Raw genomic sequence first — 26,820 nt, 5'->3', positions numbered from 1 at the left:
CGATGGAGCCGTCAGTCATACAACAACAAGATCCCGACCTGTTGTGCATCAACACGCTGCGCACGCTTTCGATCGATGCGGTGCAAAAGGCGCAGTCGGGGCATCCGGGCACGCCCATGGATGCGGCCCCGACGCTCTACTGCCTGTGGCAACGATTTCTGCGCTACGACCCTGAACATCCCCACTGGCCCAATCGAGACCGCTTCGTACTCTCCAACGGTCACGCCTGTGCGTTGCTCTACAGTCTGCTGCACCTTTGCGGCGTACAGGGGGAAGACCCCGACGCGCCGACACCGCAAACGTACGAGGGTCTGGCCATCACGATGCAGGACCTGAAGACATTCCGTCAGGCGGGCAGCCATTGCACCGGGCACCCCGAGTACGGTTGGACGACCGGCGTGGAAACCACCACCGGGCCGCTGGGGCAGGGCATTGCCACCAGTGTCGGCATGGCGATTTCGCAGCGGTGGCTCAGTGCCACCTACGATCGCCCCGGGTTTGCGTTGTTCGACCATAACGTCTACGCGCTTTGTGGCGATGGCGACATGATGGAGGGGCTGGGCGCGGAAGCGGCATCGCTGGCGGGGCACCTGAAGCTGGCCAACTTATGCTGGATCTACGACGACAACCACATCACCATCGAAGGCTCGACGCGACTGGCATTCACTGAAGATGTCGCGGCAAGGTTTATCGCCTACGGCTGGCGTGTGGAACAAGTGAGCGACGCGAACGACCTAGTGCAGTTGAGCGCGGCGTATCAACGTTTTCTCGATACGGACGATGCGCCAACCCTCATCGTCGTGCAAAGCCATATCGGCTACGGCGCACCGCACCGGCAAGACACGCGCGAAGCACATGGTGAGCCGCTGGGCGAGGCCGAAGTCCGGCTGGCCAAACAGTTCTACGGGATGGATCCGGATAAGCAGTTCGACATACCGGATGGGGTCGCTGAACACTTGCGCGACAACTTCGGTCGCCGTGGCGCCGAGGCGTACGCCGCATGGGCCGTTCAGTCCACGGCCTACCGAGCGCAGTACCCCGATCTGGCGGATGCGCTGGCAACAATGAGCGCCCGCAAGTTGCCCGACGACTGGGACGCGTCGCTACCCACTTTCGATGCACCGGTGCCCGACATCGCCACGCGTGCCGTATCGGGGCAGGTGCTCAATGCCATTGCCGCACGTGTGCCGTGGCTGATCGGCGGCGCGGCCGATCTGTCGCCCTCGACGCTCACGCGGCTGACCTTCGACGGTGCCGGCGACTTTCAGCCGCCTGCGCAGGATGACGGCGGCACGTATGCCGGCAGGAATTTTCATTTCGGCGTGCGCGAGCACGCCATGTGCGCCATTGCCAATGGCATGAGTCTGTCGTTGCTGCGCCCGTTCGTATCCAGCTTTCTCATCTTCACCGATTACTGCCGGGCCGCGTTGCGATTGGGCGCCATGATGGAATTGCCACTCATCACCATCTGGACGCACGACTCCATCAGTCTCGGAGAGGACGGACCGACGCACCAACCGGTCGAGCAATTGGCGTCGCTGCGCGCCATGCCGGGCATGATCGTCATGCGCCCGGCCGATGCCGGCGAAGTGGTCGAAGCGTGGCGATTCATCATGACGCTACGGCACACGCCGGTCTGTCTGGCCCTGACGCGCCAGCCGTTGCCCGTGCTGGACCGCACCCGCTACGCCAGCGCCAGCGGGGTCTCGCGCGGCGCCTATGTGTTGATCGACGCCTGCGTTGACGCCGGTCTGGAAGACGCGACGCCTGACGTATTGCTGCTGGCCTCGGGCAGCGAAGTGGCATTATGCGTGGCTGCCTACGACGAACTCCGGCGTGAAGGCATTCTGGCGCGTGTGGTCAGCATGCCATCGTGGGAGGTGTTCGAAAGCCAGTCGCAGGCGTATCACGATAGCGTGCTGCCGCCAGGGCTCGCAGCACGCGTGGCCGTCGAAGAAGCGTCCGCGTTCGGATGGGAGCGCTACACCGGAATCGACGGCGCCATTCTGGGGCTGCACACTTTCGGCATGTCGGCGCCGCGTGAAGCGCTCGCGCGCCATTTCGGCTTCGATGTCACCCACGTCGTCGCCGCCGCCAAGGCGCAGATCATGAACCATGGCGTCAAGCCTCGCTTGCCCGCCAATATCTCAGGAAAAACACCATGAATGATGTGTTAATGCCGACGCAGACGAGTCCGCCGGACAGTCCGTTCGCCGGCAAGACGTTGTCGCCGGACCATCTCGTCAATATCGCCCGGCTGGTCACGGCGTACTACGTGCGAATCCCAGACCCGGAAGTGGCCGCGCAGCGCGTGGCGTTCGGCACGTCGGGCCATCGCGGCGTGTCGTCGCTCGCGACCTTCAACGAAACCCATGTGCTCGCCGTGTGTCAGGCGATCTGCCGCTATCGCAGCGCGCACGGCATCGACGGGCCGTTGTTCCTCGGTATTGATACCCATGCGCTGTCGGAACCCGCGTTCGCCAGTGCGATGGAAGTGTTCGCCGGCAACGGCGTCGAGGTCATGGTGGCCGCTGGCGGCGAATACACGCCGACGCCCGCTGTCTCTCACGCGATCCTGACGCATAACGTCGGGCGCACGGCCGGCTTTGCCGATGGGGTGGTCATCACGCCGTCGCACAATCCGCCTGATAACGGCGGCATCAAGTACAACCCGCCGAATGGTGGCCCGGCGTCGTCCGAAATCACCGGCTGGATCGAGTCGCAAGCCAACGATCTGCTGCGCGACGGGCTGCGCACGCTGCCTCGCGTCAGTTTCGACAAGGCGATGCGCGCGTCGACGACACACGGCTACGATTTCGTGAATAGCTATGTCGACGATTTGCGTCACGTCGTCGACATGACGTTGCTGCGCGATAGCGGCATTCATATGGGTGTCGATCCGATGGGCGGTGCGGGGGTGCATTACTGGCAGGCCATCGCCGATCGTTACGACCTGAATCTCTCGGTCACGCGCCAGACGGTCGACCCGACGTTCCGCTTCATGCCGGCCGATTGGGACGGACAGATTCGAATGGACCCGTCGTCGCATTACGCGATGCAGCGCCTCATCGCGCAGAAGGACAAATTCGACGTGGCGTTCGCGTGCGATACCGATCACGACCGCCACGGCATTGTGGCGCCGAGCGTCGGTCTGCTGCCGGCCAACCATTATTTCTCGGTGCTGGTTCAGTACCTGTTCGCCGAGCGCCCGGACTGGCCGGCCAGCGCGGCAATCGGCAAGACGGTCGTCGGCAGCCAGTTGATCGATCGTCTGGCGGCGAAGCTCGGGCGGCGGCTTTACGAAGTCCCGGTCGGATTCAAGTGGTTCGCACCCGGGCTTCTCGACGGCTCGCTGGCAGTCGCAGGCGAGGAGAGTGCAGGGGCGAGTTTTCTGCGCCGGGACGGCACGGTTTGGACCACCGACAAGGATGGCTTGATTCCGGCGTTACTGGCCGGTGAGATGACGGCCCGCACCGGGCGCGACCCCGGTGAGCTGTACCTGAAGCTGACCGAAACGCTCGGTGCTCCGGTCGAAGCGCGTCGCGAGGCAAGCGCCACGCCGGCGCAGAAAGCCCGCCTCGCGGCGTTGTCGCCCGGGCAGATCCATTCGACACGGCTGGCAGGCGAGCCTATCAACGCGATCCTCACGCGCGCCCCCGGCAACGATGCGCCGATCGGCGGGCTGAAAGTGATCACCGATCATGGCTGGTTCGCGGCGCGTCCTTCGGGCACCGAGAGCATCTACAAGATCTATGCGGAGAGCTTTCTTGGCGACAGCCACTTGCAGCAATTGCTAAGTGAAGCGCAGGCACTCGTCGATCAGGCATTGGCGGGGGAAGCGGCCAATACGGCGACGTGATCGCACGGGCGCTGCTTCCTGCCGCTTATGCCTTACCGCAGTAGCGGCGGCAGCGCCTCTTTCAGAAAATCGACCAGCGCACGCACGGCGGGCATCATGCCTCGCCGCGTCGGGAACAGGATGGCGAGGCGGCCCTCCCGCGAGCGCCATTCCGGCAACACCGCCTGCAACAGACCCGCGTCCATTTCGTTCGCACACGCATACAACGGCATGCTGGCGATGCCCATGCCGGCCAAAGCGGCTTCCTTCAGCGCGGCAATGTTGTCGCTTTGCAGCCGCGTGTGAGCGATCGGCGTGGTGACGGTGCCGTCCGAGCCGATCAGTCGCAAAGATGTGACCGGCTCGTTGATCGACGCGTAGACCATCAGGTCGCCGTGCGGCAGCGCATCCGGACGATCGATCGCCGGGTGACGCGCCAGATAGGCGGGACTCGCGACGAGCCCCCAGTGCACCGTGCACAACGGGGCCTGCACCAGACTCGATGACTCCACTTCTACCGCCATCCCCCGCACGACGACATCGACGTTTTCTTCGATGAGATCCACCTGCCGGTTACTGGCCTGCACGGCCAGCCTGACCTTGGGGTACTGCTGCATGAAGCGGGGCAGCAGCTTGGCGAGCACGATGTCGGTCACGACGACCGGCATGCTGACGCGCACGAGCCCTGACGGCTCTACGGTGCGCTGCCGAACCGCATCCTCACCCGCGCGGGCCTCCGCGATCATGGCCTTGCAGTGTTCGTAAAGGTCCTGCCCGGCGTCGGTCAGACTCAGCCGCCGGGAGGTGCGATGGAGCAGCCGTACACCAAGGTTGGCTTCCAGATCGGTAATGCGGCGGGAAATTCGCGACTTGCTGATGCCGAGCCGGTCTCCCGCCGCCGTAAATCCATGCTGCTCAACGACCTGCGCAAACAGATAGAGGTCATTCAAATCGACAGAAACGGGATTCATCGGGCATCCGCAGGTAGGCGTGGGTAATGTCCATCGTTCTATACATGCAACGATGGGTTGTCAAATGACATATTTATCTATTGTCGTTGCATAAATATGATTCATTTCAACCGGCGCCGATGGGCACCGGACAGTCAGGCAGCGGCGCACAGGTGCAGACGTGCCGGGCCTTTTCCAGATCCAGATGCCTACGTTTCCCAAAGACCATGAAAACCAATCCTCTCCTGAAAGCCGCTGCGCTCGCCGTTGCCGTTGCCACCACTTCCGCAGTGACGGCGAATACCGCCAACGCGGCCCCTGTCGCCAATGCCACCAGTGCCGCTAACGCGGTAGCCCCCTCAGGCGCGCCGTACTCGCTGCTCTCGCGTGATAACACCGTGCTGGTGCTGGTCGATCATCAGATCGGCTTGTTCACCGGCGTGCGTGACATGGACGTCGGCCAGCTCAAGCACAACGTCGTGGCGCTGGCCAAGGCCGCGAAGACGCTCGGTATCCCGGTCATCATGACGGCCACCGTGCCCGACGGCATGTGGGGCCCGACCATCCCTGAACTGACCGCCGCGTTGCCGGGCGTGCCGGTGATTGCCCGGACGTCGATCAACGCGTGGGACGATCCCAACGTGCGTGCCGCTATCGAGAAGACCGGCCGCAAGCAGGTGCTGATTGCGGGTGTGTCGCTGGAAGTCTGTGCCACGTTCCCGGCACTGTCGCTCAAGGCGGCGGGCTACGATCCGCGTGTCGTGCTGGATGCCTCGGGCACGTTCACCGATGCGAAGCGCACGGTCGGCCTGCAACGACTGGCTGGCGCGGGCATTCCCGTCACCGACTACGCCACCGCTGGCGTGGAAATGCTGCACGGCAACGACGATCCCAAGGCCGCGCAGGTCTATGCCGATCTGGATATGCCGTTTGCCAACCTCGTGTGGCAGTACAAGAGCGCGCTGAGCAAGTAAGCCGATATGAACCCGTTCGCACGTATCTCGAAAGTCGTCGCCGGTCATGACATGACCATTGGCGATGCCTTTCGGGCCAAGCACTTTGAAGAGCGGGCATTCGACGGCCTGATGGACCCGGTCGTCATGCTCGATCACTTCCACATGACCGGCCCCACGTTTGCACCGCATCCGCACGCGGGCATTTCGGCGGTGACGTATATGTTCGAGGATGCCGTGGGGGCTCACGTCAACTACGACTCGCTCGGCAATCACGGCCCGATTCATCCGGGTGCGCTGCACTGGTTTGCGGCGGGGCGAGGTGCGGTGCATACCGAACAGCCGGAGGGCGAAAACCAGCACGTGCATGCGTTGCAGATTTTCGTCAATCTGCCTGCCAGCAAGAAGTTCGATGCGCCCTATGCCGTGCATGCAGAGCCCCATGAGATTCCGGAGTTCAGGACGAAGGGCGTGCGTGTGCGGGTGGCGTCAGGCAGCAGCAATGGCATACAGGCACCTCACACGCAGCAACTGCCCGAGCCGTTCACGTTGCTGGACGGTTTTCTCTGGCCGTCGGCCGAATTCAGCCACGACTTGCCGCGGGGTTGGAGCGCGATGATCTATGCCGTGTCGGGCGGCTTGCACGTGACGGTCGATGAGGGCGTCCGGCATCTGAACGAAGGGGAGGCCATCGCGGTGGCATTCGACGAACAGGCTACGGCGGAGGCGATTGCCGTTCGACTCGCCGCTGAGGGAGACAGCCACTTTGTTGTGCTTTCCGGTCCTGCCCTGCACGAGCCGATCGCCAAGCATGGCCCGTTCGTCATGAACACCCGTGAACAGCTCGAGGACCGGATCAGGGCCTATCAGCGAGGCGAACTCGGGCAGTTGGTCATGCCGCCCTCCCGCCGCTAGGGAGGAATGACAAATCGTGGTAGATTTTTGCCGAAGCCGCGCGCCCGCCAGTCTCTGTCGGCGAATGAACGCCACGCGGCAAGGTGGTCTGCACGCTCCCGCACGCAAGGGGCGTCGCAGTGACCCCGGATGCCGTCCCTGTTGGGGAAACGCTATGAAAGCGATCCATTGAGATGCGGCCCACCTCCTCGCGCCCCCCCGCGCTCTCGCCAGCCATTGGCGGCTACGGCTTCGGTCCCTTCAAGCTCTACCCTCAGGCCAGACGGCTGTTCATCGACAACAAGGCCGTGCGGCTGGGGGCGCGTGCGTTTGATCTGCTCGCTCATCTGGTGGTCCATGCGGGCGAAGTGCAAAGCAAAGATGCCCTGATTGCCGCCGCGTGGCCGCAAGTCATTGTCGAAGAGGCCAACCTTCGCGTGCAGCTTGTCGGCTTGAGAAAGGCGCTCGAAGTGCATGGCGGCCACGATCTCATTTCGAACGTTCCCGGCCGGGGATATGTGTTCACGGCCAACGTCAGCCATCTCGATGCGCTCATTCAAGACGAAGCACAACGCAATGTGCCCGTTTGGGGACTCTCGCCGACGACGCGCCTGCCGGGGGCGGCCGCCGCGTTGGTCGGGCGGCGCAACGAAGTCAACACTGTGGTCAAGGACACGTACCTGCGCCGGCTCGTCACGGTTGCCGGGCCGGGCGGGATCGGCAAGACCAGTGTCGCCGTGGCGGCCGCGCGCATCATCGCCGGGGAGTTGAGCGATGGCGCCGTCTTCGTCGACCTGTCGACGCTGGCCACCGGTGATCTGGTGGCCTCAGCGGTGGCTGCGGCCGTCGGGGTCTCGGTCGTCTCGGGCGATCCGCTGGCCAATGCCATCGCACTGCTGCAAGGCAAACACGTGGTACTGGTGCTGGATAACTGTGACCCGGTACTCGATGCGACGGTGGAGGTGGTTCAGCGAATCCTTGCCGGTACGACCACGCCTTTCATCGTGGCCACGAGTCGAGAGCCACTGCGTATCGAAGCCGAATCGGTTCACCGCCTGCCCCCGCTGGCGTCCCCGCCCGAGGGGCTCGACACCTCGCTCGACGCGGCCATGCAATTCCCCGCGATTCAGTTGTTCGTCCAGCGGGCACTGGCGATCGACGGTGCTTTCCAGCTCTCGGATGACGATGCCCCCGGCGTGGCGCTGTTGTGCCGGCGGCTCGACGGTATGCCGCTGGCTATCGAACTTGCCGCAGCGCGCACTGCCGTGCTCGGCGTGAGCGAACTGGTGCAGCGCCTCGATGATCGTCTGAAGCTGCTCAAGAGCGACCGGCGATCCGGTATACCTCGCCATCGCACACTGGAAGCCACGCTCGACTGGAGCTTTCAACTGCTGGGAAGCGACGAGCAACGCATGCTGACGCGCCTTGCCATCTTCCGCGAGCGATTTTCGCTGGAGTGGGCGCTGGCCGTGGCCGCCGACGATGCCGCTGCGGGCATCGAAGCGCTTGCCGGTCTGGTGTCCAAGAGCTTGATTTCGGTGGATGCCAGCAACGCCATGACGCCTTACCGTTTGCTGGAGACAACCCGTTGCTACGCCATGGCCAAGTTGCTGGCGTCGGGCGAGGGCAGCATGATCGCCAAGCGACACGCGTTCCATGTCTGTGCGCTGCTCGGCAAAGCAGTCGACGAGATCGACGGGCTGGGGCACGGCGCGTGGCGCGAGAAGCACGCGCAGGCGCTGGACGACGTGCGCTGTGCACTCGATTGGGCGCTGGCGCCCGACGGCGATACGGCGCTGGCGTCGCGTATTGCAGCCTTGTCGGCAACGCTATGGATGTCGACCTCGATGCTCAGCGAGTACCTCGGTTATCTGGAACGGCTGGTCGAACTTGATCCCGGCACGAGCGGCGATCCGTCGCTGGCAGCGCAGGTGTGGGGAGCCATCGGGTTTTGCCGGAGCACGCTGCGTGGCCCGAAAGGGGAGGCGTACGACGCTTTGGGCCGCGCGTTGGCGAGTGCCGAACAATCGGACGATCTTGCCTTGCGCCTGCCGATTCACTGGACCAGGTTCACGGCCGACATTCTTAACGGCCGCTATGCCGACGTGCTGAGTGAAAGTCTGGCGTTCGGTGAGGTGGTGAAGTCGATTGCCGATCCGCAGGCAGACCTCGTGTTCCATCGCATGATGGCGTTGAGCCGCTACTTCGGCGGCGCTTATCAGGACGCGCTGCGCCATGCGGAGTTGGCGATCGGGCCGGGCTCCAACGCTATTGGCATGTGCGCCGGGGCACCGTCCCAGTTGGACCATCGCGTGGCGGCGCTGACCATGATGGCGCGCACCTTGTGGACGCTGGGGCAGTTCAGCCGTGCGCTGGGCGTGGCCGAGCAGGCAAGGGCGCGTGCGGTGCGTACGCGCCACGTCACGTCGCTGATCTTTACGCTGTCGTTCGCGTCATGTCCGATCTCGCTGTGGTGCGGGGAAATCGAACTGGCGGCGAACGTCACTGACGAGTTACGAGACTGCTGTGTGCGGCACGGCATTCCGTTCTTCGGTTCATGGTTCACGATTTTCGACCATGCGCTGGAACTTCATGTCGAACACCTCGCCGCCCGCGAATCCTTCAGCGCAGTGCTCTACACGGCGGCCCATGCCGAGATGAGCGTGACCCTCGACCCGCTTGCGGTGACCGACGATCTCGTGCGGCGCGCCCGCGACGGCCTGTGTGACTGGTGCGCCCCTGAAATCCTTCGATCGCAGGCTCATGTGCTGCTCAATGCCGGGCAGCTCAGCGCCGCGCAATCATTGCTCGACGAAGGCATTGCCCTTGCCACGGCACAGGGGGCGCTGGCGTGGAAGGCTCGGCTCGTCCAGACCCAAGCCGAAGCGCTTATCCGGCAGGGCCGCGAAGCCGATGCGGCCTGGCTGATGGAGCGTCTGACGCACGAGTTCTCGCCGGCGGATCGCGACATCCTGCTGCGCCGCCTGTCCTGAAGGGCTGTTTTGACATCTTTTAACAAGTCTTAACTGGCAGGTCCGCGCGCCGTTCACCAGAATCCGCTTATCGAACTGGCGAAGGAGGTCGAATGCGGCTCGAACAGGTCCTGTACACCGCGACCGTGCAGGCCACCGGTGGCCGCACCGGTACCGCCGCCTCGGCCGATGGCGCCTTATCCGTCACGCTGTCCACGCCAAGCGAACTCGGTGGTGCAGGGGGCCCGGGCACCAACCCCGAACAGCTCTTCGCCGCCGGCTACTCGGCGTGCTTTATCGGCGCGATGAAGGCGGTTGGCGCCGCCATGAAGATCAAGGTCCCCGAAGGGGTCTCTATCACCACGCAGGTAGGGATCGGACCGATACCTATCGGTTACGGCATTCAGGTCGCCATGACCGTCCACCTGCCGGGCTTCGAGCGCGCCGCCGCCGAAGCGCTGGTCGCGGCAGCCCACAAGGTTTGCCCGTACTCGAATGCCACGCGCGGCAACATCGAAGTGGCCGTCGCCGTCGCGTGAATGCACCCTCCCGATGGCCCGATTCGTTTTCACTTGAAATTCCGGTAACACCCGAAGACAGCCGTTCCCTTCCTATTTTCTGAATGAGGCAACTGATGAAATCCAATCCTCTCTCCATCCGCCGCACCGTCGTCGGATTGCTGGGTTTTACGTCGCTGGCCGTCGGCGTCGTGGCACCCAGCACTGCGTTTGCCGAGCGCGTCAACAACGTGGTGCTTGTGCATGGCGGTTTTGTCGACGGGGGCGGCTGGGAGCAGGTGTACAAGTTGCTGAAGGCCAAGAAGTACAACGTGAGCATTGTTCAGAACCCGACGACGTCGCTCGCGGCCGACGTGGCGGCGACCAAGGCGGTGCTCGACGCACAGGACGGCCCGGTCGTGCTGGTCGGCCATTCGTATGGCGGGGCCGTCATCACCGAGGCGGGTAACGATCCGAAGGTTGCGCGTCTGGTCTACATCGCAGCGTTTGCGCTCGACAAAGGGGAGTCGGTGAACACGGTGATTTCGAGTGCGCCCCCCGGCGCGCCGCAGCCGCCCATCCTGCCTCCGGTCAATGGGTTTCTGATGCTCGATAAGGCCAAGTTCGCCGCCTCGTTTGCGGGCGACGTCAAGCCTGCACGCGCTGAATTCCTCGCCAACGCACAAGTCCCCTGGGGCGTGGATGCGCTGGGCGGACAGATCACGGCGGCGGCATGGCGCGCGAAGCCGAGCTGGTATCTGGTCACGAAGGACGACAAGATGATTCCGCCGGATGCGCAGCGCATGATGTCCAAGCGAGCGGGCGCCACGGTGGTGGAAACCGCAGGCATTCATGCGATTTACGAATCGAAGCCTGCCGTGGTCGCTGCCCTGATCGAGCAGGCCGCGACCGCAAACAAGTAAGGTCGACGCGGGACACTGACGCCCCTCGGGTTGATTTCCGAGGGGCGTTTCCACATGCGGGGGGCGATGGTTACTGTCGCACGGCACCGACACCCATGCGTTGCAATTCTCACCAACGGCGATGCGGGGTCATCGACTTCGGCTATGCTGGCGGACATATGTGAAACACAGACCCCCCGTCCCGTAGCTATGTCCATTTCGGCCGTATTCATCAGCATTGCGATTCTGTCGTGCCTCATGAGCGTTGCCATTCTTGGCTCGCTGTTCCGGACGGGTGTCCCGGGAATACGCTTATGGGGCGTCGCAAGTGCCATGCTGGCCGTCACGGCGGGGCTGCTTCTGGCCGGGCCGACCGACGTGATCGTCGTGGTGGCAAGCAGTCTGCTGGTGACCGCCTCGATGCTCGGGCTTCACGGCTTCCGGCAATTTCTCCATACCCGAACCACGTTCGCCTGGGAATACGTGGCGGTCGTCGCCATCCTCGTACTGCTGGTCTACTGGACCTTTCTGTCGCCCCACGTGGACGCGCGTAGCGCCATGGTCTCCGGTTTCATTGCCTATGTGCGGTTCCAGATCGGCTGGATGGTGTTGAAGTACCGGCCCGCCGGCAGACCCAAATACGCTTACTACTTCGTGTCGATCGCAGCCGTGCTGGGGGCCGTCGTGCATGGCGTGCGCTGCATTGCCTACGGACTGGGGTTTGCCCACGAGACGGTGTTCTTGCAGGCGACGCCGCTGAACGTCATGTTCCTCGGCATGGCGACGCTGACCCTGCCGTGTCTGTCCGTCGGCATGGTGATGCTCGCGCATGACCGTCTGGCCGACCGGATGGAGCGACTGGCGACGTTTGACGATCTGACCGGTGTGCTGGCCCGACGCGCCTTCATCGCGCGGGCAGAGGCCATCCTCGAGGCCGCCGTGTCGACCCGGTCGACGCTATCGATCGCGATCCTCGACATCGACAACTTCAAGGGCACCAACGACCGGTACGGGCACGCGGCGGGCGACAAGACGCTCGCCCATGTGGCGTCCGTGATTTCACGCGAAGTCCGGCAAGGGGATTTGGTCGGCCGCATTGGCGGGGAGGAGTTCGCGCTGCTGCTGCCGTCGACGACGCGCGAAGACGCCGGCCGCCTCGTCAACCGGTTGCGCGCCATCGTGGCGGCCTCCGGGGCGGGCGTTCAGGGGCGCGACGTGGTGTCCACCCTGAGTGCGGGGGTCGATGAATTCGGCGAGGGCGATACGCTGGCCGCCGTGATGGCGCGAGCCGACGCGGCCCTCTATGCCGCGAAAGCTAACGGCAGAAACTGTGTCGTCGTCGCGCCATCGGTGGCGTACCGGTCGCTCGCGTTGATGGAAGCGTCGTAAGCGTGTAAGCGCGGTCAGCCGCGCGATACGATGCGGCTCCCTCAGTCGCCCAAAAGCTCACTCAGCCAGACGCGCAAGATGATGCTCGGCGGTGCCGAATTGCGCGTTCATGACGCTCAGCCGCTTGAAGTACGCCCCCACGTTCAACTCCTCCGTCATGCCGATGCCGCCATGCAGTTGAATCGCGCCCTGACCGACGATGCTGGCCGCCCGCCCAAGTTGCACCTTCGCCATCGATTGCAGGCGTGACGCTTCGGGCAGATCGTCCGCCATCGCCATGTTGACGGCCAGCGCGATGGAGCGTGTCTGCTACAGCGCCGCGTACATATCGACCTGACGATGCGCGAGGGCCTGAAAGCTGCCGATGGGCCGGCCGAATTGCTGACGCGTCTTGAGGTAATCGAGCGTGGCATCGTGCAACACCTGCATTGCCCCCATCGCCTCACCGCACAGCGCAGCAATGCCCCAGCCGAACAGATCGTCGATCACCTCGGCTCCACGCCCGGGCTCACCCAGCACGCTCTCCTGACGGAGTACGACCTGATTGAATGACAGATGACACGCCCGGCCACCGTCAAGACGTGTGAAAGCGCGCTGAGTGAGACCCGGCGCATCGGCGGGCACCAGCAGCACCGTGAGCCCGTCGCGTTCGTGCGCCGCGCCTGCGCTGCGCGCCACGACGATGAAGAGATCGGCTGAGGGGCCGTCGAAAACCATGTGCTTGTTGCCTTGCAGAACCCAGCCGCCTGTCGCCGCATCGAGTGACAGCTGCGACCAATACCGGTTCTGCTGCGCACCCTGTTCGTAATATGCGAACGCGGTGCGCAGCTTGCCTTCGGCGATGCCCGGCAAGTGGTTTTCCTGCTGCGTTGACGTGCCATGCGCACTGATCGCGCGTGCCCCGAGCACCCCCGTAGACAAGAACGGTTCAGTGGCAAGCGACTGGCCGAGCGCTTCGGTAATCAACATGGCTTCGACCGGCCCGCCGCCGATGCCGCCCATGGCCTCGGGCAGCAACACGGCGAACCAGCCCAGTTCCGCCATCAGGCGCCAGTCGTCTTCGCTAAACCCGGCGGGGCTGGCGATGAGCTTGCGGCGGCGCTCGTAGTCACCGTGAGCACGTGCGAAGTCAAGCGCGCTGTCTTGCAGCATGCGTTGCAGTTCATTTGTCGAGAAGTTCATGGCGCGCTCACAATCCCAATACCTGCTTGGCCAGCACATTGCGCTGGATTTCGTTGGACCCGCCCCAGATCGAGACTTTGCGCAGATTGAAGTACGCCGGACCTGCGGCCGCCGCACCTTCGGCAGTCACCGACGCATCGTGCTGGCCATCGAGAAACGCCTCGTCGAATGCGGTGGTGTCGAGCGCCATGCATTCCAGTGCGAGCTCGCTGATCGCCTGCTCGATTTCGGTGCCGCGAATCTTCAGGATGGAAGCGGCCACGCCCGGGCTTTGACCCGCGTTCATCGCGCTGAGAAAGCGCAACTCGGTCAGTTCCAGCACGCGCAGTTGCGTTTGCAGATCGGTGAAACGAAGGCGAATCGCTTGACTGGCCCACAGACTGTTGCCGGTGCCATCGGTGCCATCGGTGCGATCGCGCGCAAGGGTTTCAAGTTGACCGAGCAGCCGCCGCGAGCGCGCCACGCCGGATATCACGAAGCGTTCGTGTTCGAGCAGGAACTTGCCGTACGACCAGCCGACGCCTTCATCGCCGACGCGTTGCGACACGGGCACGCGCACGTTGTCGAAGAACACCTCGTTGACCTCGGCGTCGCCGTCGAGCAGGCGGATCGGCCGCACCGTGATGCCCGGCGACTTCATGTCGATCAGCAGGAACGAGATGCCTTGCTGCGGCCGTGCCTCGTGACTCGTGCGCACAAGCGCGAACATCCAGTCGGCCCACTGTGCCCACGTGGTCCAGATCTTCGAACCGTTCACAACGTAATGGTCGCCATCGCGCACTGCACTCGTCTTGAGCGAGGCGAGATCGGAGCCCGAACCGGGTTCCGAATAGCCCTGACACCACCAGTCCTGATTGGCCAGAATGCGCGGCAGAAACCGCCGCTTCTGCTCGTCGTTGCCGTAGGTGTAGATCACCGGGCCGACCATGTTGACGCCGAACTGCACGAGCGGCGGGCAGGGCAACGCCCCGTACTCCTGCGCGAAGAGATACTTCTGCGCTGGGCTCCAGCCCGGGCCGCCGAAGGCCTCGGGCCAGTTCACGGCATACCAGCCCTTGGTGCGCAGAATGTCCTGCCAGCGCACGTAGTCCTGCTTGTGCAGGCGCTTGCCGTGCTCGACCTTCAGGCGGATGTCTTGCGGCAGATGACGAGTGAGGAAGTCCCGGACGTCGAGACGAAACTGTTCTTCCTCGGGACTGAAACGCATGTCCACGATGGGGTCTCCTTGGTGTTATCGGGTACGGCGGCACCGCGTCGCGCTAGACGACGTTGTCCCGGTGCAGTTGTGCGATGGCGTCGGCCGACAGGCCAAGCACGCGCGCGAGCACGTCGTCGGTGTGCTGGCCGAGCATCGGCGCTGGCGACGCGTCGGCTTGAGGCTCACCCGAGAACTGCACGGGCTGGCGCATCACCTGACTCGCACCGAGCACCGGGTGGGTGACATCGGCGACGACGTGGCTGCCCTCGATCGCTTGCGCAATGTCCTGAATGGGGGCGGCGGGCACACCGGCGCGCGTTAGCGCATCGACGGCATCCGCCACGCGCTGCGTCTTCGACCACCGTTCGATGTGCACCCGCAGTTCGTGATCGTGCTGGCTGCGCGACGTGTCGGTGATGAAGCGTGGATCGGTGCACAGCTCGGGTGCACCGATCAGCAGGGCCACGGCGTGGAAGAGCTTGTCGTTGGCGGCGGCGATGACGAGATGGCCGTCGCGAGCCTCGTAGGCCCCGAACGGGGAACTCATGGGGTGTCGGTTGCCAACACGTGCAGGCACCTTGCCGCCGAACAGGAATTGCGAGAGTGCCGTGGGTTGAATGGCAATCAGCGAGTCGAGCATCGCGACATCGATATACCGTCCGCTGCCGGTGCGTTCGCGCGCAAACATCGCGGCCATGATGGCCCACGAGGCGTACAGCCCGGCGCAGATGTCGCCGATCGATTCGCCCACCATCGTGGGGGCGCCGTCGGGTTCGCCGGTCACGCTCATGATGCCGCTCATGGCTTGCGCGACGACGTCGTAGGACGGGCGTCCGGCGTTGCTCCCCTGCTGACCGAAACCCGAAATGCTGCAATAAACGAGCTTTGGGTTGAGCGCGGCAAGTTGCGCGTAACCGATGCCGAGACGCGCGGCCACACCCGGTTTGAAGTTCTCGACGACGACATCGCAGACTTGCGCGAGCCGCTGGGCGAGTTGCTGCCCGTCGGGATGCTTGAGATCGAGCCGAAGGCTCTGCTTGCCGCGATTGTTCAGCACGAAGTTGGCGCTCTCGCCCTGAACCATCCGTCCCATGTAGCGCTGGTCGTCACCCGCCGGAGGCTCTACCTTGATGACCTCCGCACCGAGATCGGCCAGCATGGCGGTGCAATACGGCCCGGCCAGTACCCGCGTGAAATCGAGAATGCGAACGCCTTGCAGCATGCCAGCCTGCATGTCGGACTCCCTGTCTTGTGAGAAGTGAAGCGGCGCATCGCCCGGGTGGTCACCGGGGATGCGCCTGACGCGTCTGATGCGTCGATTGTGGTCGGCGCCCGATCAGCGCCAGATCAGCGCTTAGTCGGCACGGCGCGACGGCATGAAGGCTACGGCGACGAGCGTCACGACCGCTGCGCCCATCACGTACAAGGCCGGTGCGAATGCGACGCCCGTGGTGTAGGTAATCCACGTGAGAATGGCCGGGGCAAAGCCGCCGAGCAGCGTGACGGCCGCGTTATACGACAGCGACATGCCCGAGGAGCGCACGGCCGTCGGGAAGATCTCGGAGAGTGCGGCGGGCGCCACACCGACGAACAGCGAGATCATGGCGCAGAAAGCCGACTGCACGATGACCAGCGTGAGCGTCGTGTGCGATGCACCGAGCCACATCATCAGCGGGTACACACCGACGAGCAGTGCGACCGCGCCGAGACGCAGCATCGTGCGGCGGCCGAACTTGTCGGAGAGCGTGCCCGACAACACGCAGCCTGCCGTCAGGAAGAAGTTGCCGATGAATGCCGCGAGAAACGCTTGTGAGCTGGTGAAGCCCATCGACTTCTGCACGTAGATCGGCATAAAGATGATCAGTGCGTACGGTCCGGCAGCCCACAGCACCGAGAGACCGAAACCGATCAGCAGTTGCGCCGGATGCTCGCGCAGTACCTGAAGCAACGGGGTCTTCTTGACCTCGCCCTGTTGCTTCATGCGTTGGGCTTCGAGCTTGAAGTGCGGCGTTTCGTCGAGCGCCTTGCGCATCCACAGGCCAACCGGCGCAATCGCCAGCCCGATGATGAACGGAATGCGCCAGGCCCATTCAGTGATCTGATCCTGCGTGAACACCGTCGTGACGAGCGTTGCCACCAGCGCGCCGAAGATGTTGCAGATGCCCATGCTGGCTTGCAGCCACGACGCATACTGGCCTTTCTTGTCGGCCGGGGCGTGTTCGGCAAGAAACGCGGTCGCGCTGCCGACCTCACCACCGGCGGAGAAGCCCTGAAGCACGCGGCCGCACACGATGAGCAGCGGCGCACCCACGCCGATGGCCGTGTAGGGCGGCGCAATGGCGATGAGCAGTGTGCCGAACGCCATCAGCATGATCGTGAGCGTGAGCGCGGCCTTGCGGCCCTTGCGGTCGCCATATGAGCCGATCAGCAGCGCGCCCAGCGGGCGGGCGACATACCCGAGACCGAAGGCGAGAAACGACCCCATCAGTTGCACAGTCGGGTTGCTGTCGTGAAAGAAGTTCTGCCCGATATAGACGGCAAAGAGTGCGTAGATCGTGAAGTCATACCACTCCAGCGCGTTACCGGCCGACGCGGCGATGATGGCGCGGCGGCCGGCATTCCCCTGTTTGGGGTGGGCGCGCGGCACGGGCTCGGCAGCCGGGTCGATAAGCACGTCTTTCATGTAAGGGTCTCCAGGCGGATGTCGTTCCGGCAAAGCGCTTGCGCCGCCGGGATAATCAGGATGCTAGGGAAGTTCGGGGATGACGTCGTGCGACTTAATATTCGAAAGACATAACACCACGTTAAGGGTTGGCTACCGGTTGGCTGTGGGCTGACCGGCGCCAAGGCGGTCTGCGTCGAGGTGCGCGGCAATCCGTTGCGCAACCGTCTCCATCACATCGGGCGGCGGCACCGCACGCGTCCAGTCGGGGCGGTCGCATGCCCTGCGTGTCGCGTTCAGCCCGAGTTTGGTGGCCACACCGTCCTGCTTGATCGGCTCGGACCGGTCGGTGCGTCCGCCGGGAATCACCAGCATGTCGCGGTCGGGCCGCATGCGCGTTGCAACGGCCCATTCGACTTGCGAGGCGTTCCACGGATCGACGTCGTCGTCGACGACCGTGATGTTCTTGATCAGGTTGACGCTGCCCCACAGCGCGAACATCGCTTTCTGGGCATCACCTGCCCGATGGGTGCTCAGGCTCACGACGGCGTTCAGGCGACCGCAACCGCCGTGGCCGACGGCCACCTCGCGCACGGGAATCGCGACGGCGCGCAGCGTGCGAGCGAGCCCCGCAGCGATGGCGACGCCACCGATCAACGTGTGCTCCGGGTAATAGCCCGGCTCGATGATCTGGATAAGCGCGTCGTGGCGGCGGGTCAGGCAATGAAACGTCGCCACCGGGCCGCTGCCATACGGCTCGTACATGCCGTGAAATTCCGAGACGAGCTTTTCGTCGTGCTGCTCGTCGATATCGAGCGTGCCTTCCAGCACCCACTCGCAGGCGGCGGGCACATCCAGCGGGATGGTCTTGCAGGCAACCGTGCGAACCGGTTCACCCAGCAGCGCACCGGCGCAGTCGAGTTCGTCGTCGCCCAGACGCAGATACAGCGCGGCGGCGATCAGCACGGCAGGGTGGTTGCCGACCGTTACTGCAATCGGCAAGGTCTCCCCGCGTGCCTTGGCCTCGCGCGCCATGACCGCAAGGTGATGATTGGGCGCGATGCCGACCATGCCCCGGTTGCCGTCGAGCAGCTTCACGCGCGCAAACGACACATTGCCTTTGCCGGTGCGGCTGTCGCGAGTGAAGATGACGCCGGCCGTGATGTACGGCCCGGTTTCACCCGGGAAGAACAGCGGCGCGGGGACCTCACGCCGCAGGTCCGGCGTGTGGATCACGGTTTCCTGACAGGCGCCGTGTGTCACCCGTTGCGGCGCAATGCCGTGCTCGATGGCCGAGACGATGCGCTGTTGCATGTCGGTACGCGAGATACCGAGGCCCAGCGCAATGCGCTCTACCGAGTTCAGCAGATTGCCGATGGCCGGCTGCGCGTGACCGGTCACGTTGTCGAACTGCACAGCAGGCCCTTCGGCCAACTGCGCGAGCCATGCGGAGATTTCGAACTGCGGATCAACGGGTTCGCCGACGCGCAACAATTCACCGCGTTGTGCGAGTGCCGCGATAAACGGGCGCATCGACTGCGCGTCATCGGGGTTGCGATCGGTCGAGCTGGTCGCTGCTGCCGGGGCATGAAGTGGGGACATATCAGAAGGCCATCCGCATGCCGACACCGGCCGTGTTGCCACTGGAGTAACCGGTCGCGCGATCTTGCATATAGGCGGCGTAAAGGTCCGTGCGTTTAGAGAGGCGGTAGTCGTAGCCTACCGACCACGTCGAGCGGATCGGGTCGCCCCGGCCGTGGCTCTTGGCGTACATCCACGAGGCGAGCAGGGCGCCGTTGCCGATCGGCACGGACGCGCCAATTTGCCCGCTGTGGGTATTCAGGTCGCCGCTGTCGATGCCGTCGTGCAGGTATTGATAGAGCGCGGTGATCTTGACCACCGAAAAGTCGTAACCCACGGCAGCCATGACCCCCGACTGCAAGTTGAACCCGGCGATTTGCGTGTTCAGGTCGCCCGGTGTCTTGTCGTAGCGCACTTGCTGATACGCCACCGTCGCCGAGAACGGACCATGCGCGTAAATGGCGTTGCCGCCCCACTGGTTCTGCCCCTGTGCGCCGGCCTTGTTGCCCGTGCCGTAAATCAGGCTCGCCTGCCAGTCGCTGCCGCCCGGCGTCGTGTAGAGCAACGAGTTGTTCCAGCCGTTGTCGCCAGCCAGCCCCTGACCCGAAACGCCCTTGTACATGTGGTTGAGCACCGGCGAGAAGGCGAACGAGGTCGAGAACGGATTGAAGCGCAACGCCGAGACGTAGTACGGCGTGGTGTTGCGCCCGAGCAGGAACGCGCCTGCCGGCGTCGACAGGCCGACATAAGCATTGCGTCCGAAGAAGGTGTCGCCGGCAAACCGGCCCGTGCCGCCGTTGTTCGGTTGGAAGAACGCTTCGAGGGCGAAGACGGCCGCGTAGCCGTTGCCCAGATCCTCACGCCCGCCGATGCCCCAGAAGCTGGTCGCCATGCCGCCCGGGCTCACGTTCCACGCGCGCTCTTTGCCAAGGGCTTTCTGGGCGGCGGCGTAGACGTCGACTACCCCGTACAACGACACGTTCGACTGCGCAGCAGCGATCTGGCTCGCTCCCGCTGTGGCAAGTGCCACGCCCGCCCCGATCCACCAATGTTTGATTTTTTTCATGAGTTTATGATTAGTACTATTAATTAAATACTCGTAGGGATGGAAGATGGTTATCGCGCCCCTCGCGGGGGGCCGGGGCGGGTGCTGACCGCTAGCGAGATCGCGTCAGTCCGCCGTTGTGGTCATGGCTGCGAAGTTGACGCGGTGTCGATGCGGCCGATGCCCTTCAATCCGACTTCATCGAGCGCTTCTTCGTAACCGGCATCGGCATAGCGCAGCACCCCGCTGGCCGTGTCGTTGGTCATCGACAGGCGCAGGCGGTCGTCGGCCTGCGGCGTGCCATCGGCGACGACCGTGACGCCCGCACTGGTCATGTAGCCGCTGTAGCCGCCACCGCCCGAGTGAATCGCGACCAGATCGGCGCTCGACGCGCAGTTGAGCATGGCGTTGAGCAGGGGCCAGTCGGCAATGGCATCGGAGCCGTCGCGCATGTTCTCCGTCATGATGTTCGGATGCGCCATGGCGCCCGCATCGAGGTGATCGCGCGTGAAGGCGATCGGTGCGCTCAGTTCCCCGTCACGCACCATCCGGTTGACCTCCAGCGCCAGCTCGGTGCGTTCGCCGTGCCCCAGCCAGCCGATGCGGGCGGGCAGGCCTTCGAACGGCACGTACTCGCGGGCGAGGCGAATCCAGTTCGCGACGATCTGGTTGTCGGCGAAACGCCGGAGCAGGAAGTCGTCGATTTTGCGGATATCGTCCGGGTCGCCCGACAGCGCAATCCAGCGGAACGGCCCGATGCCGCGGGCGAACAGCGGGCGCAGGAACGCTTCAGTGAACACCGGGATGTCGAACGCCCGGGCCACGCCGCCTTCCTTGGCATGCGTGCGGATCAGATTGCCGTTGTCGAACACCACGGCACCCTTGTCCTGAAAACCCAGCATGGCAGTGACGTGGCGCACGATGGACGCCCGGCTCTCGCGCATGAGCGTGTCGGGGTCGGTCTTGCGCAGTTCGGCCACCTGCCCGAGCGTGTAGCCGGACGGCACATAGCCGTAGACGAGGTCGTGTGCCGAGGTCTGGTCGGTGACGATATCGGGCACGATGCCGCGCGCGAGGATTTCGGAGAACACGTCGGCCGCGTTGCCGAGCAAGCCGACCGAGATCGGCGCACGTCGTGCCTGTGCGTCGCGAATCAGCGTGAGGGCGTGATCGAGATTGTCGGCGCGGCATTCGAGATAGCCCGCTTTCATACGCTTCTCGATGCGCTCGGGGTTGATCTCGACGGTCAGGATGGCTGCGTTGGCCAAGCGGCCTGCGAGCGGTTGCGCGCCGCCCATGCCGCCCATACCGGCAGTGAGAATGAAGCGGCCACGCAGGTCGCCGTCGAAATGCCGCTCGGCAATGCGCGAGAAGATTTCGTAAGTGCCCTGAATCACGCCTTGCGAGCCAATGTATTGCCAGTCACCGGCGGTCAGGCCGCCCCAGCAAATCAGGTTCTCTTTCTCCCAGCGGTAGAAGTTTTCGGCGCGCGCCCATTGGCCGACCATATTGCAGTTGGCCATGATGACGATCGGCGCGCGGTCATGCGTTTGCAGCACGCCGATGGGCTTGCCCGACTGCACGATCAGCGTCTGATCGTCTTCGAGCGTGAGCAGCGCCCGCACCATGGCGTCATGCGACGGCCAGTCGCGCGCGGCACGGCCCATCGCCGCATACACGATCAGGTTGTCGGGATCTTCGCCCACGGCAAGCACGTTTTCCAGCAGGCGCAGCAGCGCTTCCTGACGCCAGCCCTTGCAGCGCAGGGTGGTGCCGTGCGGAATCGGGAATTCTCGTTTCATGCGGGTGCCCTCAGCTCGCCAGTGCGTAATCGGTGAAGTTCATGCCGAGTGCTTTCTCGACCACGGGGTAGACCGACGGGTCGCGCACGCTCGACGAGAGCGGAATCTCCCCCTTGTGCACGTGCAGAATCACGACCTCCATGCCCTCGCGCAGCTTGCCGGCGGACACGGGGTTGCCGTCGGTGTCGAGCGTGGTGATGACGTCGGGGTAGCAGGCAATGCGCTCGCCGTGCGCGTCGGTGACGGCCATGTGCTCGTTCATCACATGAATGACGCGCCGGTTCGGGCCTTCGCCGATCTCGACCGTGCCGATGTCGAAGGCTTCCTGCGTGTAGGCCAGCGAGTTGCGCGCGACTTTTCCGGTGCCGATAAGGCTGCCGCGCGTCGCTTTGCAGATCGCGTCGATCACGGCGGCGCCGCCCTTGGGCTGCGCGGCGAGGATCGCCTCGCCCAGCGAGAGCGCCATGCTGATGCCGCCGAGTGCCGCGTGGCGGCGCACGTATTCGGCACGAATCGGGTTGCGGCAACTGGCGATGAAGCCGCCCGCCATGTCGGCGGCCTTGCGTAGCACGGGCGAGACTTTGGCCGTGGCGCCGTGCACCGTCAGTTCGATATAGGCGTTGTTGGCGCGGTTGCCGCCGACGGCGCTCTGGATCATCGGGGCGGGCGAATTGGCCAGCCCCAGTGATCCCATGTCGCCGGTAGGATGCGCACGCACGTCGCCAACGGCGTCGATGACTTTGGTGCCGAGCACGGCCGAGGGCAGCCACGCGTTGAGCGTGCTCGACATACCGTTCTGCCCGATGATGAGGCCGTATAGCGATTCACCCAACGCGTCCTGCACGCGCTGCGCGGCCTTCACGTAGTCGATGCCGAGCATCTCCCAGTCGGTGAGCCCGCCGGGGGCGCCGATGGCAGCGGCCGTGGCGATCCACGCGTCGTCCGGCACTTCATCCATCGTCACCAGTTCCGGGCGGCCAAGGGTGACGGCCAGCGTGCCGAGCTGGCGGCCATGTTCTGCCCAGCCGCCGCCGCCGCACGCAAACACCGAACCGCCCAGCACGGCGGCTTCGACATCCTTCAACGTCAATACGCGTCCCATCCGAATTGCTCTCCTCGTTCATTGGCAACGCCCAAAGCGCGTTGCGTCGAGGAGATTATGAGAAAGCACCCGGATAATGTCGTCGCGTCATTTATACGCACCATATAACTTCATGTTAAGGGTGCGCGGGACGTCAGTCGGTGGGCTCGTGCTCGTCGTTTTTCTTGGGATTACCGGTATGGCGCGGCCGCCAGCCGGCGTCGAGGGCACGCAGCACGCGCACGAATTCCTGCGCGAGCCGCGACATCGGCTCCAGTTGAAGATGGAACACGTTGACCGGCACATTGACGGTGTCGACGATCGGCACCGTCACGACGTCGGTCCAGACGGGGCCCTTCACGGTCATTTCGTCGACCAGCGCCACGCCGGCGGAGGCCTGCACCAGCGCACAGGCCACGTGCGCCTGCTGCACTTCCACGACCGGTTCTGGCTGCTGGTCGGGGCCGCCGAACATGTTGCGGGTCAGCATCCCGAACGGAATGTCGGGGCTGTAGCCGATGAGCGGCTCTTTGGCGAGCTCGGCCATCGTCACGCTCTCGCGGGTGCTGAGCGGATGGTCGGAGGGCAGGGCCGCGACGATCTTGTTTTCGTACAGCGGGATCGTCGCGAGACTCGGGTGATCGACCGGCATATACGCCACGCCCAGCTCGACCTGCTGACTGAGCAGCGATTGCAGCATCACACTCGGGATCAGCGTTTGCAACACGACGCGCACTTCCGGATAGCGGCGGCGAAACGCGGCGATGGCACGCGGCAGCAGCGACTGCCCGAGGCTGGGGCTGCACGACAGGCGCAGTTGCCCGTCGCGGTTCTCCGCCAAATTCTCGGCCACCTCGTTCACGCGCTGCACGCTTTGATAGAGCGTGGTGACCTCGGTAAAGAGGCGCCGCGCCTCGGGCGTCGGGTAAAGCCGCCCCTTGATGCGCTCGAAAAGCGTGAAGCCGAGCCGTTGCTCGGTATAGGAAATCAGGCGGCTGACGGCCGGTTGGGACACGAACAAAAGCTTCGATGCCCCGCTGATCGATCCGCTCAGCATGATGGCCCGGAAGACCTCGATCTGCCGCAGGTTGAGTTTCATACCCTTAACTTTTTGTTAATTGGTGCGCATATTTAAGCATAAGACGTTTGGCCGGACCACTCATTACACTGGCGCATAACTTTTCAACACGCTGGAATAACGCGGACAAACGATGAGCGATTTTGATTGGGTGATGCGCGGCAATCTGGTCGATGCCGACGCAATCGTGGTGGACGGCTGGCTTGCAGTGCGCGATGGCAAGATCGCCGCACGCGGCCAAGGCACGGCACCGTCGGCAAAAGAAGTGATCGATGCGCGCGGGCAGTGGGTGATGCCGGGCGTGGTCGATGGCCAAGTGCATTCGGGCAGTCAGCGCGATCAGGAAGGGCTCGGTATGGCCTCACGCGCGGCGGCGGCCGGCGGCGTGACCGTGATGGTCGACATGCCCTACGACGATCCGGAACCCGTGGCCTCGCGCGCGCAACTCGACGCCAAGATTGCGGAAGTGGAGCGTGACTGCCATGTGGATGTGGCGTTGTTCGGCACGCTCAACGACACGCATGGACTCGATGCGGCGGCCGGGCTGATCGAAGGCGGCGTGTGCGCGTTCAAGTTCTCGACGTTCGAAGCGACGCCGGGGCGTTTTCCGCGCGTCGAGGAAGACATGCTGTATGAAGCCTTCCGTCGCATCGCGCCGTCGGGCATCGTGTGCGGCGTGCACAACCAGATGCAGGACCTCACGCGCAAGAACGTTGCGCGCCTGATCGAGGCGGGCGATACCGGTTGGGATGCCTTCCTGCGCGCCCACCCACCGCTGATCGAGAACCTCGCGACGGCATTGATCTACGAGATCGGCGCCGAGACGGGAGCACGTGCGCACGCGGTGCACGTGTCGACCTCGCGTGGTTTCGAGATCTGCAATATGTACCGCCGCGCGGGTCATCAGGCAAGCATCGAGACGTGCGTGCAGTACCTGATGCTCAATCACGAAGAACACACACGCCGCTTCGGGGCGAAGACCAAACACTATCCGCCCATTCGCCCGAAGGCTGAAGTCGACCTGCTCTGGACGCACATCGCTGCGGGCGAATGCACGTTCGTGTCGTCCGATCACGTGAGCTGGGGGCTGGAGCGCAAGGAGAATCCCAACGTGTTTCGCAATTCGTCGGGGGGGCCGGGGCTGGAGACGTTGTTGCCCGCGTTCTGGACCGGCTGCGAGGAACATGGCATTTCGCCGACGATGGTGGTCAAGCAGTTGTGCCGTAACCCGGCGCAACACTTCCTGCTCGATGACCGCAAAGGCACGTTCAACGTGGGTGCCGATGCCGATGTCGTGGTCCTTCGTCCGGAACGCTACGCCTACGACCCGTCGACGAGCCTGTCGGCCGTGCGCTGGAGTTCGTTCGAAGACCGCGAGTTCACCGTGCGTGTGACCGGGACGTGGTGCCGTGGGCAGCAGGTGTTCGACGGGAAGGGCATTGTCAATCAGCAGGGCGACGGGCGGTTCCTGCGTCCGCGACTGCGTTGAACGACGGGGAAACGAATCTATGTCGACAACGAATCAGGACGCCATCGTCCCTATGCCGCCGCTCAATGCAAAGCGGCTTTGGGACCGCGTGGAAACGCTCGCCAAGTTCACGCGCCCGGACGTGCCATGGACGCGCCGCGCGTTTTCGCCGCTGTTTCTCGAAGCGCGCGCGTGGCTGCGTCACGAGATGGAGGCGGCCGGCCTTGACGTGCATCAGGACGAGGGGGGCAATCTGATCGGACGCATGCCCGGGCGCGATGCCTCGAAGGCGCCGCTGGTGACCGGCTCGCATTGCGACACGGTGGTGGGCGGCGGGCGCTTCGACGGCATCATCGGCGTGCTCGCGGGGATTGAAGTTGCCCATACACTCAAGGAACAAGGCATCACGCTGGCGCACCCGTTTGAGGTGATCGATTTCCTCTCGGAAGAGCCGAGCGATTACGGGATCTCCTGCGTGGGCAGCCGTGCGCTCTCGGGCGTGCTGTCCGCCGAGATGCTCGCCGCGCGCAATGCCGAGGGCGAGACGCTGGCCGACGGCATGCGCCGTGTCGGCGGCGACCCTGAACGGTTATCGAAGCCGCTGCGCCGTGCGGGCGAGACGGCCGCGTTCGTGGAGCTGCATATCGAACAGGGCCCCGTGCTGGAATCGCGTGGGCTGCCGATCGGTGTGGTGACGAACATCGTCGGCATTCGCCGCGTGCAACTCGTCGTGCATGGCCGACCCGATCACGCAGGCACGACGCCGATGGACATTCGCTGCGATGCGCTCGTCGGGGCCGCACGCATCATCGACGCTGCCCATCGACTGGCGAGCGAACTCAGCGGCAATCCGCACTATGTGGTGGCCACCGTGGGCCGTATCGCCATGACGCCGAACGTGCCCAACGCGGTGCCGGGGAGTGTCGATCTGGTGCTCGAGGTGCGCAGCGACAACGACGACGTACTGGCCGGATTCCCCGAGCAGGTACTCGAAGCCGTGGCGGCGGATCTCGTCGCGCTGCGTGTGAAGTGCACCAGCACGCCGTTGAGCCGCTCGAAGCCGACCGACTGCATGCCGGTGGTCATGGACGCGGTGGAGCGCGCCTCGCAGCGTCTGGGCTACCCGTCGATGCGCTTGCCGAGCGGTGCCGGTCATGACGCCGTCTATGTGGCGCCGACCGGCCCGATCGGCATGATCTTCATTCCCTGCCTGAACGGTCGCAGTCACTGCCCGGAGGAATGGATCGAACCCGAGCAGTTGCTCGACGGGACTCGCGTGCTGTTCCAGACGATTCGCGAACTGGACGAAACACTCGCCGCCTAGCGGT

At 64.3% G+C, this 26,820-nt stretch carries 19 protein-coding genes and 1 pseudogene; 10 read left to right on the top strand and 10 right to left on the bottom strand.

What is annotated here, in order from left to right; genetic code table 11:
- The first annotated feature begins 2 nt into the window (after positions 1–2).
- Both tkt and pgm read left to right on the top strand, forming a co-directional pair.
- Entirely contained in the window at positions 3–2,165 is a 2,163-nt protein-coding gene (tkt, locus tag CDV44_RS14075) for a transketolase (protein WP_087688544.1), read from the top strand.
- Positions 2,162–3,859, top strand: coding sequence for a phosphoglucomutase (alpha-D-glucose-1,6-bisphosphate-dependent) (pgm, locus tag CDV44_RS14070; RefSeq protein ID WP_087688543.1), 1,698 nt, complete (start codon positions 2,162–2,164; stop codon positions 3,857–3,859). Before tkt ends, pgm begins: the two co-directional genes overlap by 4 nt.
- Positions 3,860–3,891: 32 nt before the next feature.
- Here pgm and CDV44_RS14065 read toward each other — a convergent pair whose 3' ends face one another.
- Complete coding sequence (locus tag CDV44_RS14065) at positions 3,892–4,809, bottom strand: LysR substrate-binding domain-containing protein (protein ID WP_087688542.1); 918 nt, start codon at positions 4,807–4,809, stop codon at positions 3,892–3,894.
- A 206-nt stretch (positions 4,810–5,015) separates the two neighbouring features.
- Here CDV44_RS14065 and CDV44_RS14060 point away from each other — a divergent pair, with 206 nt between their 5' ends.
- From CDV44_RS14060 to CDV44_RS14035, 6 genes are all read left to right on the top strand, one after another.
- The gene (locus CDV44_RS14060) at positions 5,016–5,762 is read left to right on the top strand and encodes an isochorismatase family protein (RefSeq protein ID WP_087688541.1); all 747 of its coding nucleotides are present in this window, start codon (positions 5,016–5,018) and stop codon (positions 5,760–5,762) included.
- Positions 5,763–5,768: 6 nt separating this feature from the next.
- Entirely contained in the window at positions 5,769–6,656 is an 888-nt protein-coding gene (locus tag CDV44_RS14055; protein ID WP_249277545.1) for a pirin family protein, read from the top strand.
- A 173-nt stretch (positions 6,657–6,829) separates the two neighbouring features.
- Positions 6,830–9,628 carry a winged helix-turn-helix domain-containing protein gene (locus tag CDV44_RS14050; RefSeq protein WP_087688540.1) on the top strand — a complete coding sequence of 933 codons (2,799 nt, stop codon included), beginning with the start codon at positions 6,830–6,832 and terminating at the stop codon, positions 9,626–9,628.
- Between the two features lie 92 nt (positions 9,629–9,720).
- Positions 9,721–10,146 (top strand): organic hydroperoxide resistance protein, encoded by a 426-nt coding sequence (locus CDV44_RS14045; RefSeq protein ID WP_087688539.1) that lies wholly within the window; start codon positions 9,721–9,723, stop codon positions 10,144–10,146.
- Between the two features lie 95 nt (positions 10,147–10,241).
- The gene (locus tag CDV44_RS14040) at positions 10,242–11,027 is read left to right on the top strand and encodes an alpha/beta fold hydrolase (RefSeq protein ID WP_087688538.1); all 786 of its coding nucleotides are present in this window, start codon (positions 10,242–10,244) and stop codon (positions 11,025–11,027) included.
- A gap of 189 nt (positions 11,028–11,216) precedes the next feature.
- Entirely contained in the window at positions 11,217–12,395 is a 1,179-nt protein-coding gene (locus CDV44_RS14035) for a sensor domain-containing diguanylate cyclase (RefSeq protein ID WP_087688537.1), read from the top strand.
- Between the two features lie 57 nt (positions 12,396–12,452).
- On the opposite strand, the pseudogene CDV44_RS14025 reads toward CDV44_RS14035, so the two are convergent.
- From CDV44_RS14025 to CDV44_RS13985, 9 genes and pseudogenes are all read right to left on the bottom strand, one after another.
- Positions 12,453–13,547 (bottom strand): annotated as a pseudogene (locus CDV44_RS14025) (acyl-CoA dehydrogenase family protein).
- A 37-nt stretch (positions 13,548–13,584) separates the two neighbouring features.
- Positions 13,585–14,790: an acyl-CoA dehydrogenase family protein gene (locus CDV44_RS14020; RefSeq protein ID WP_087688534.1), complete on the bottom strand. Its 1,206-nt coding sequence runs from the start codon at positions 14,788–14,790 to the stop codon at positions 13,585–13,587.
- Between the two features lie 46 nt (positions 14,791–14,836).
- A complete protein-coding gene (locus tag CDV44_RS14015; protein ID WP_249277544.1) occupies positions 14,837–16,009 on the bottom strand; it encodes a CaiB/BaiF CoA-transferase family protein in 1,173 nt (390 codons plus the stop codon).
- Positions 16,010–16,129: 120 nt separating this feature from the next.
- Positions 16,130–17,458 carry an MFS transporter gene (locus CDV44_RS14010; RefSeq protein ID WP_087688533.1) on the bottom strand — a complete coding sequence of 443 codons (1,329 nt, stop codon included), beginning with the start codon at positions 17,456–17,458 and terminating at the stop codon, positions 16,130–16,132.
- Positions 17,459–17,590: 132 nt separating this feature from the next.
- Positions 17,591–19,039, bottom strand: coding sequence for a UbiD family decarboxylase (locus CDV44_RS14005; RefSeq protein ID WP_087688532.1), 1,449 nt, complete (start codon positions 19,037–19,039; stop codon positions 17,591–17,593).
- A gap of 1 nt (position 19,040) precedes the next feature.
- The gene (locus CDV44_RS14000; RefSeq protein ID WP_087688531.1) at positions 19,041–20,084 is read right to left on the bottom strand and encodes a porin; all 1,044 of its coding nucleotides are present in this window, start codon (positions 20,082–20,084) and stop codon (positions 19,041–19,043) included.
- A 122-nt stretch (positions 20,085–20,206) separates the two neighbouring features.
- Complete coding sequence (locus CDV44_RS13995) at positions 20,207–21,865, bottom strand: urocanate hydratase (RefSeq protein ID WP_087688530.1); 1,659 nt, start codon at positions 21,863–21,865, stop codon at positions 20,207–20,209.
- A 10-nt stretch (positions 21,866–21,875) separates the two neighbouring features.
- Positions 21,876–22,967, bottom strand: a complete 1,092-nt coding sequence (locus CDV44_RS13990; RefSeq protein WP_087688529.1) for a DUF917 domain-containing protein — start codon at positions 22,965–22,967, stop codon at positions 21,876–21,878.
- 133 nt (positions 22,968–23,100) lie between these two features.
- Positions 23,101–24,045, bottom strand: coding sequence for a LysR family transcriptional regulator (locus CDV44_RS13985; protein WP_058379767.1), 945 nt, complete (start codon positions 24,043–24,045; stop codon positions 23,101–23,103).
- 112 nt (positions 24,046–24,157) lie between these two features.
- Here CDV44_RS13985 and CDV44_RS13980 point away from each other — a divergent pair, with 112 nt between their 5' ends.
- Together CDV44_RS13980 and CDV44_RS13975 are read left to right on the top strand one after the other, a co-directional pair.
- Complete coding sequence (locus CDV44_RS13980; RefSeq protein WP_087688528.1) at positions 24,158–25,513, top strand: dihydroorotase family protein; 1,356 nt, start codon at positions 24,158–24,160, stop codon at positions 25,511–25,513.
- 19 nt (positions 25,514–25,532) lie between these two features.
- Complete coding sequence (locus CDV44_RS13975; protein ID WP_087688527.1) at positions 25,533–26,816, top strand: Zn-dependent hydrolase; 1,284 nt, start codon at positions 25,533–25,535, stop codon at positions 26,814–26,816.
- Positions 26,817–26,820: the final 4 nt, after the last annotated feature.

It is taken from the genome of Pandoraea sp. PE-S2R-1, assembly GCF_002179865.1.
Taxonomy (GTDB): Bacteria; Pseudomonadota; Gammaproteobacteria; order Burkholderiales; family Burkholderiaceae; genus Pandoraea.
Note: the sequence above shows the minus strand (reverse complement) of the source record. Positions and strands in the feature narration are given on the sequence as shown.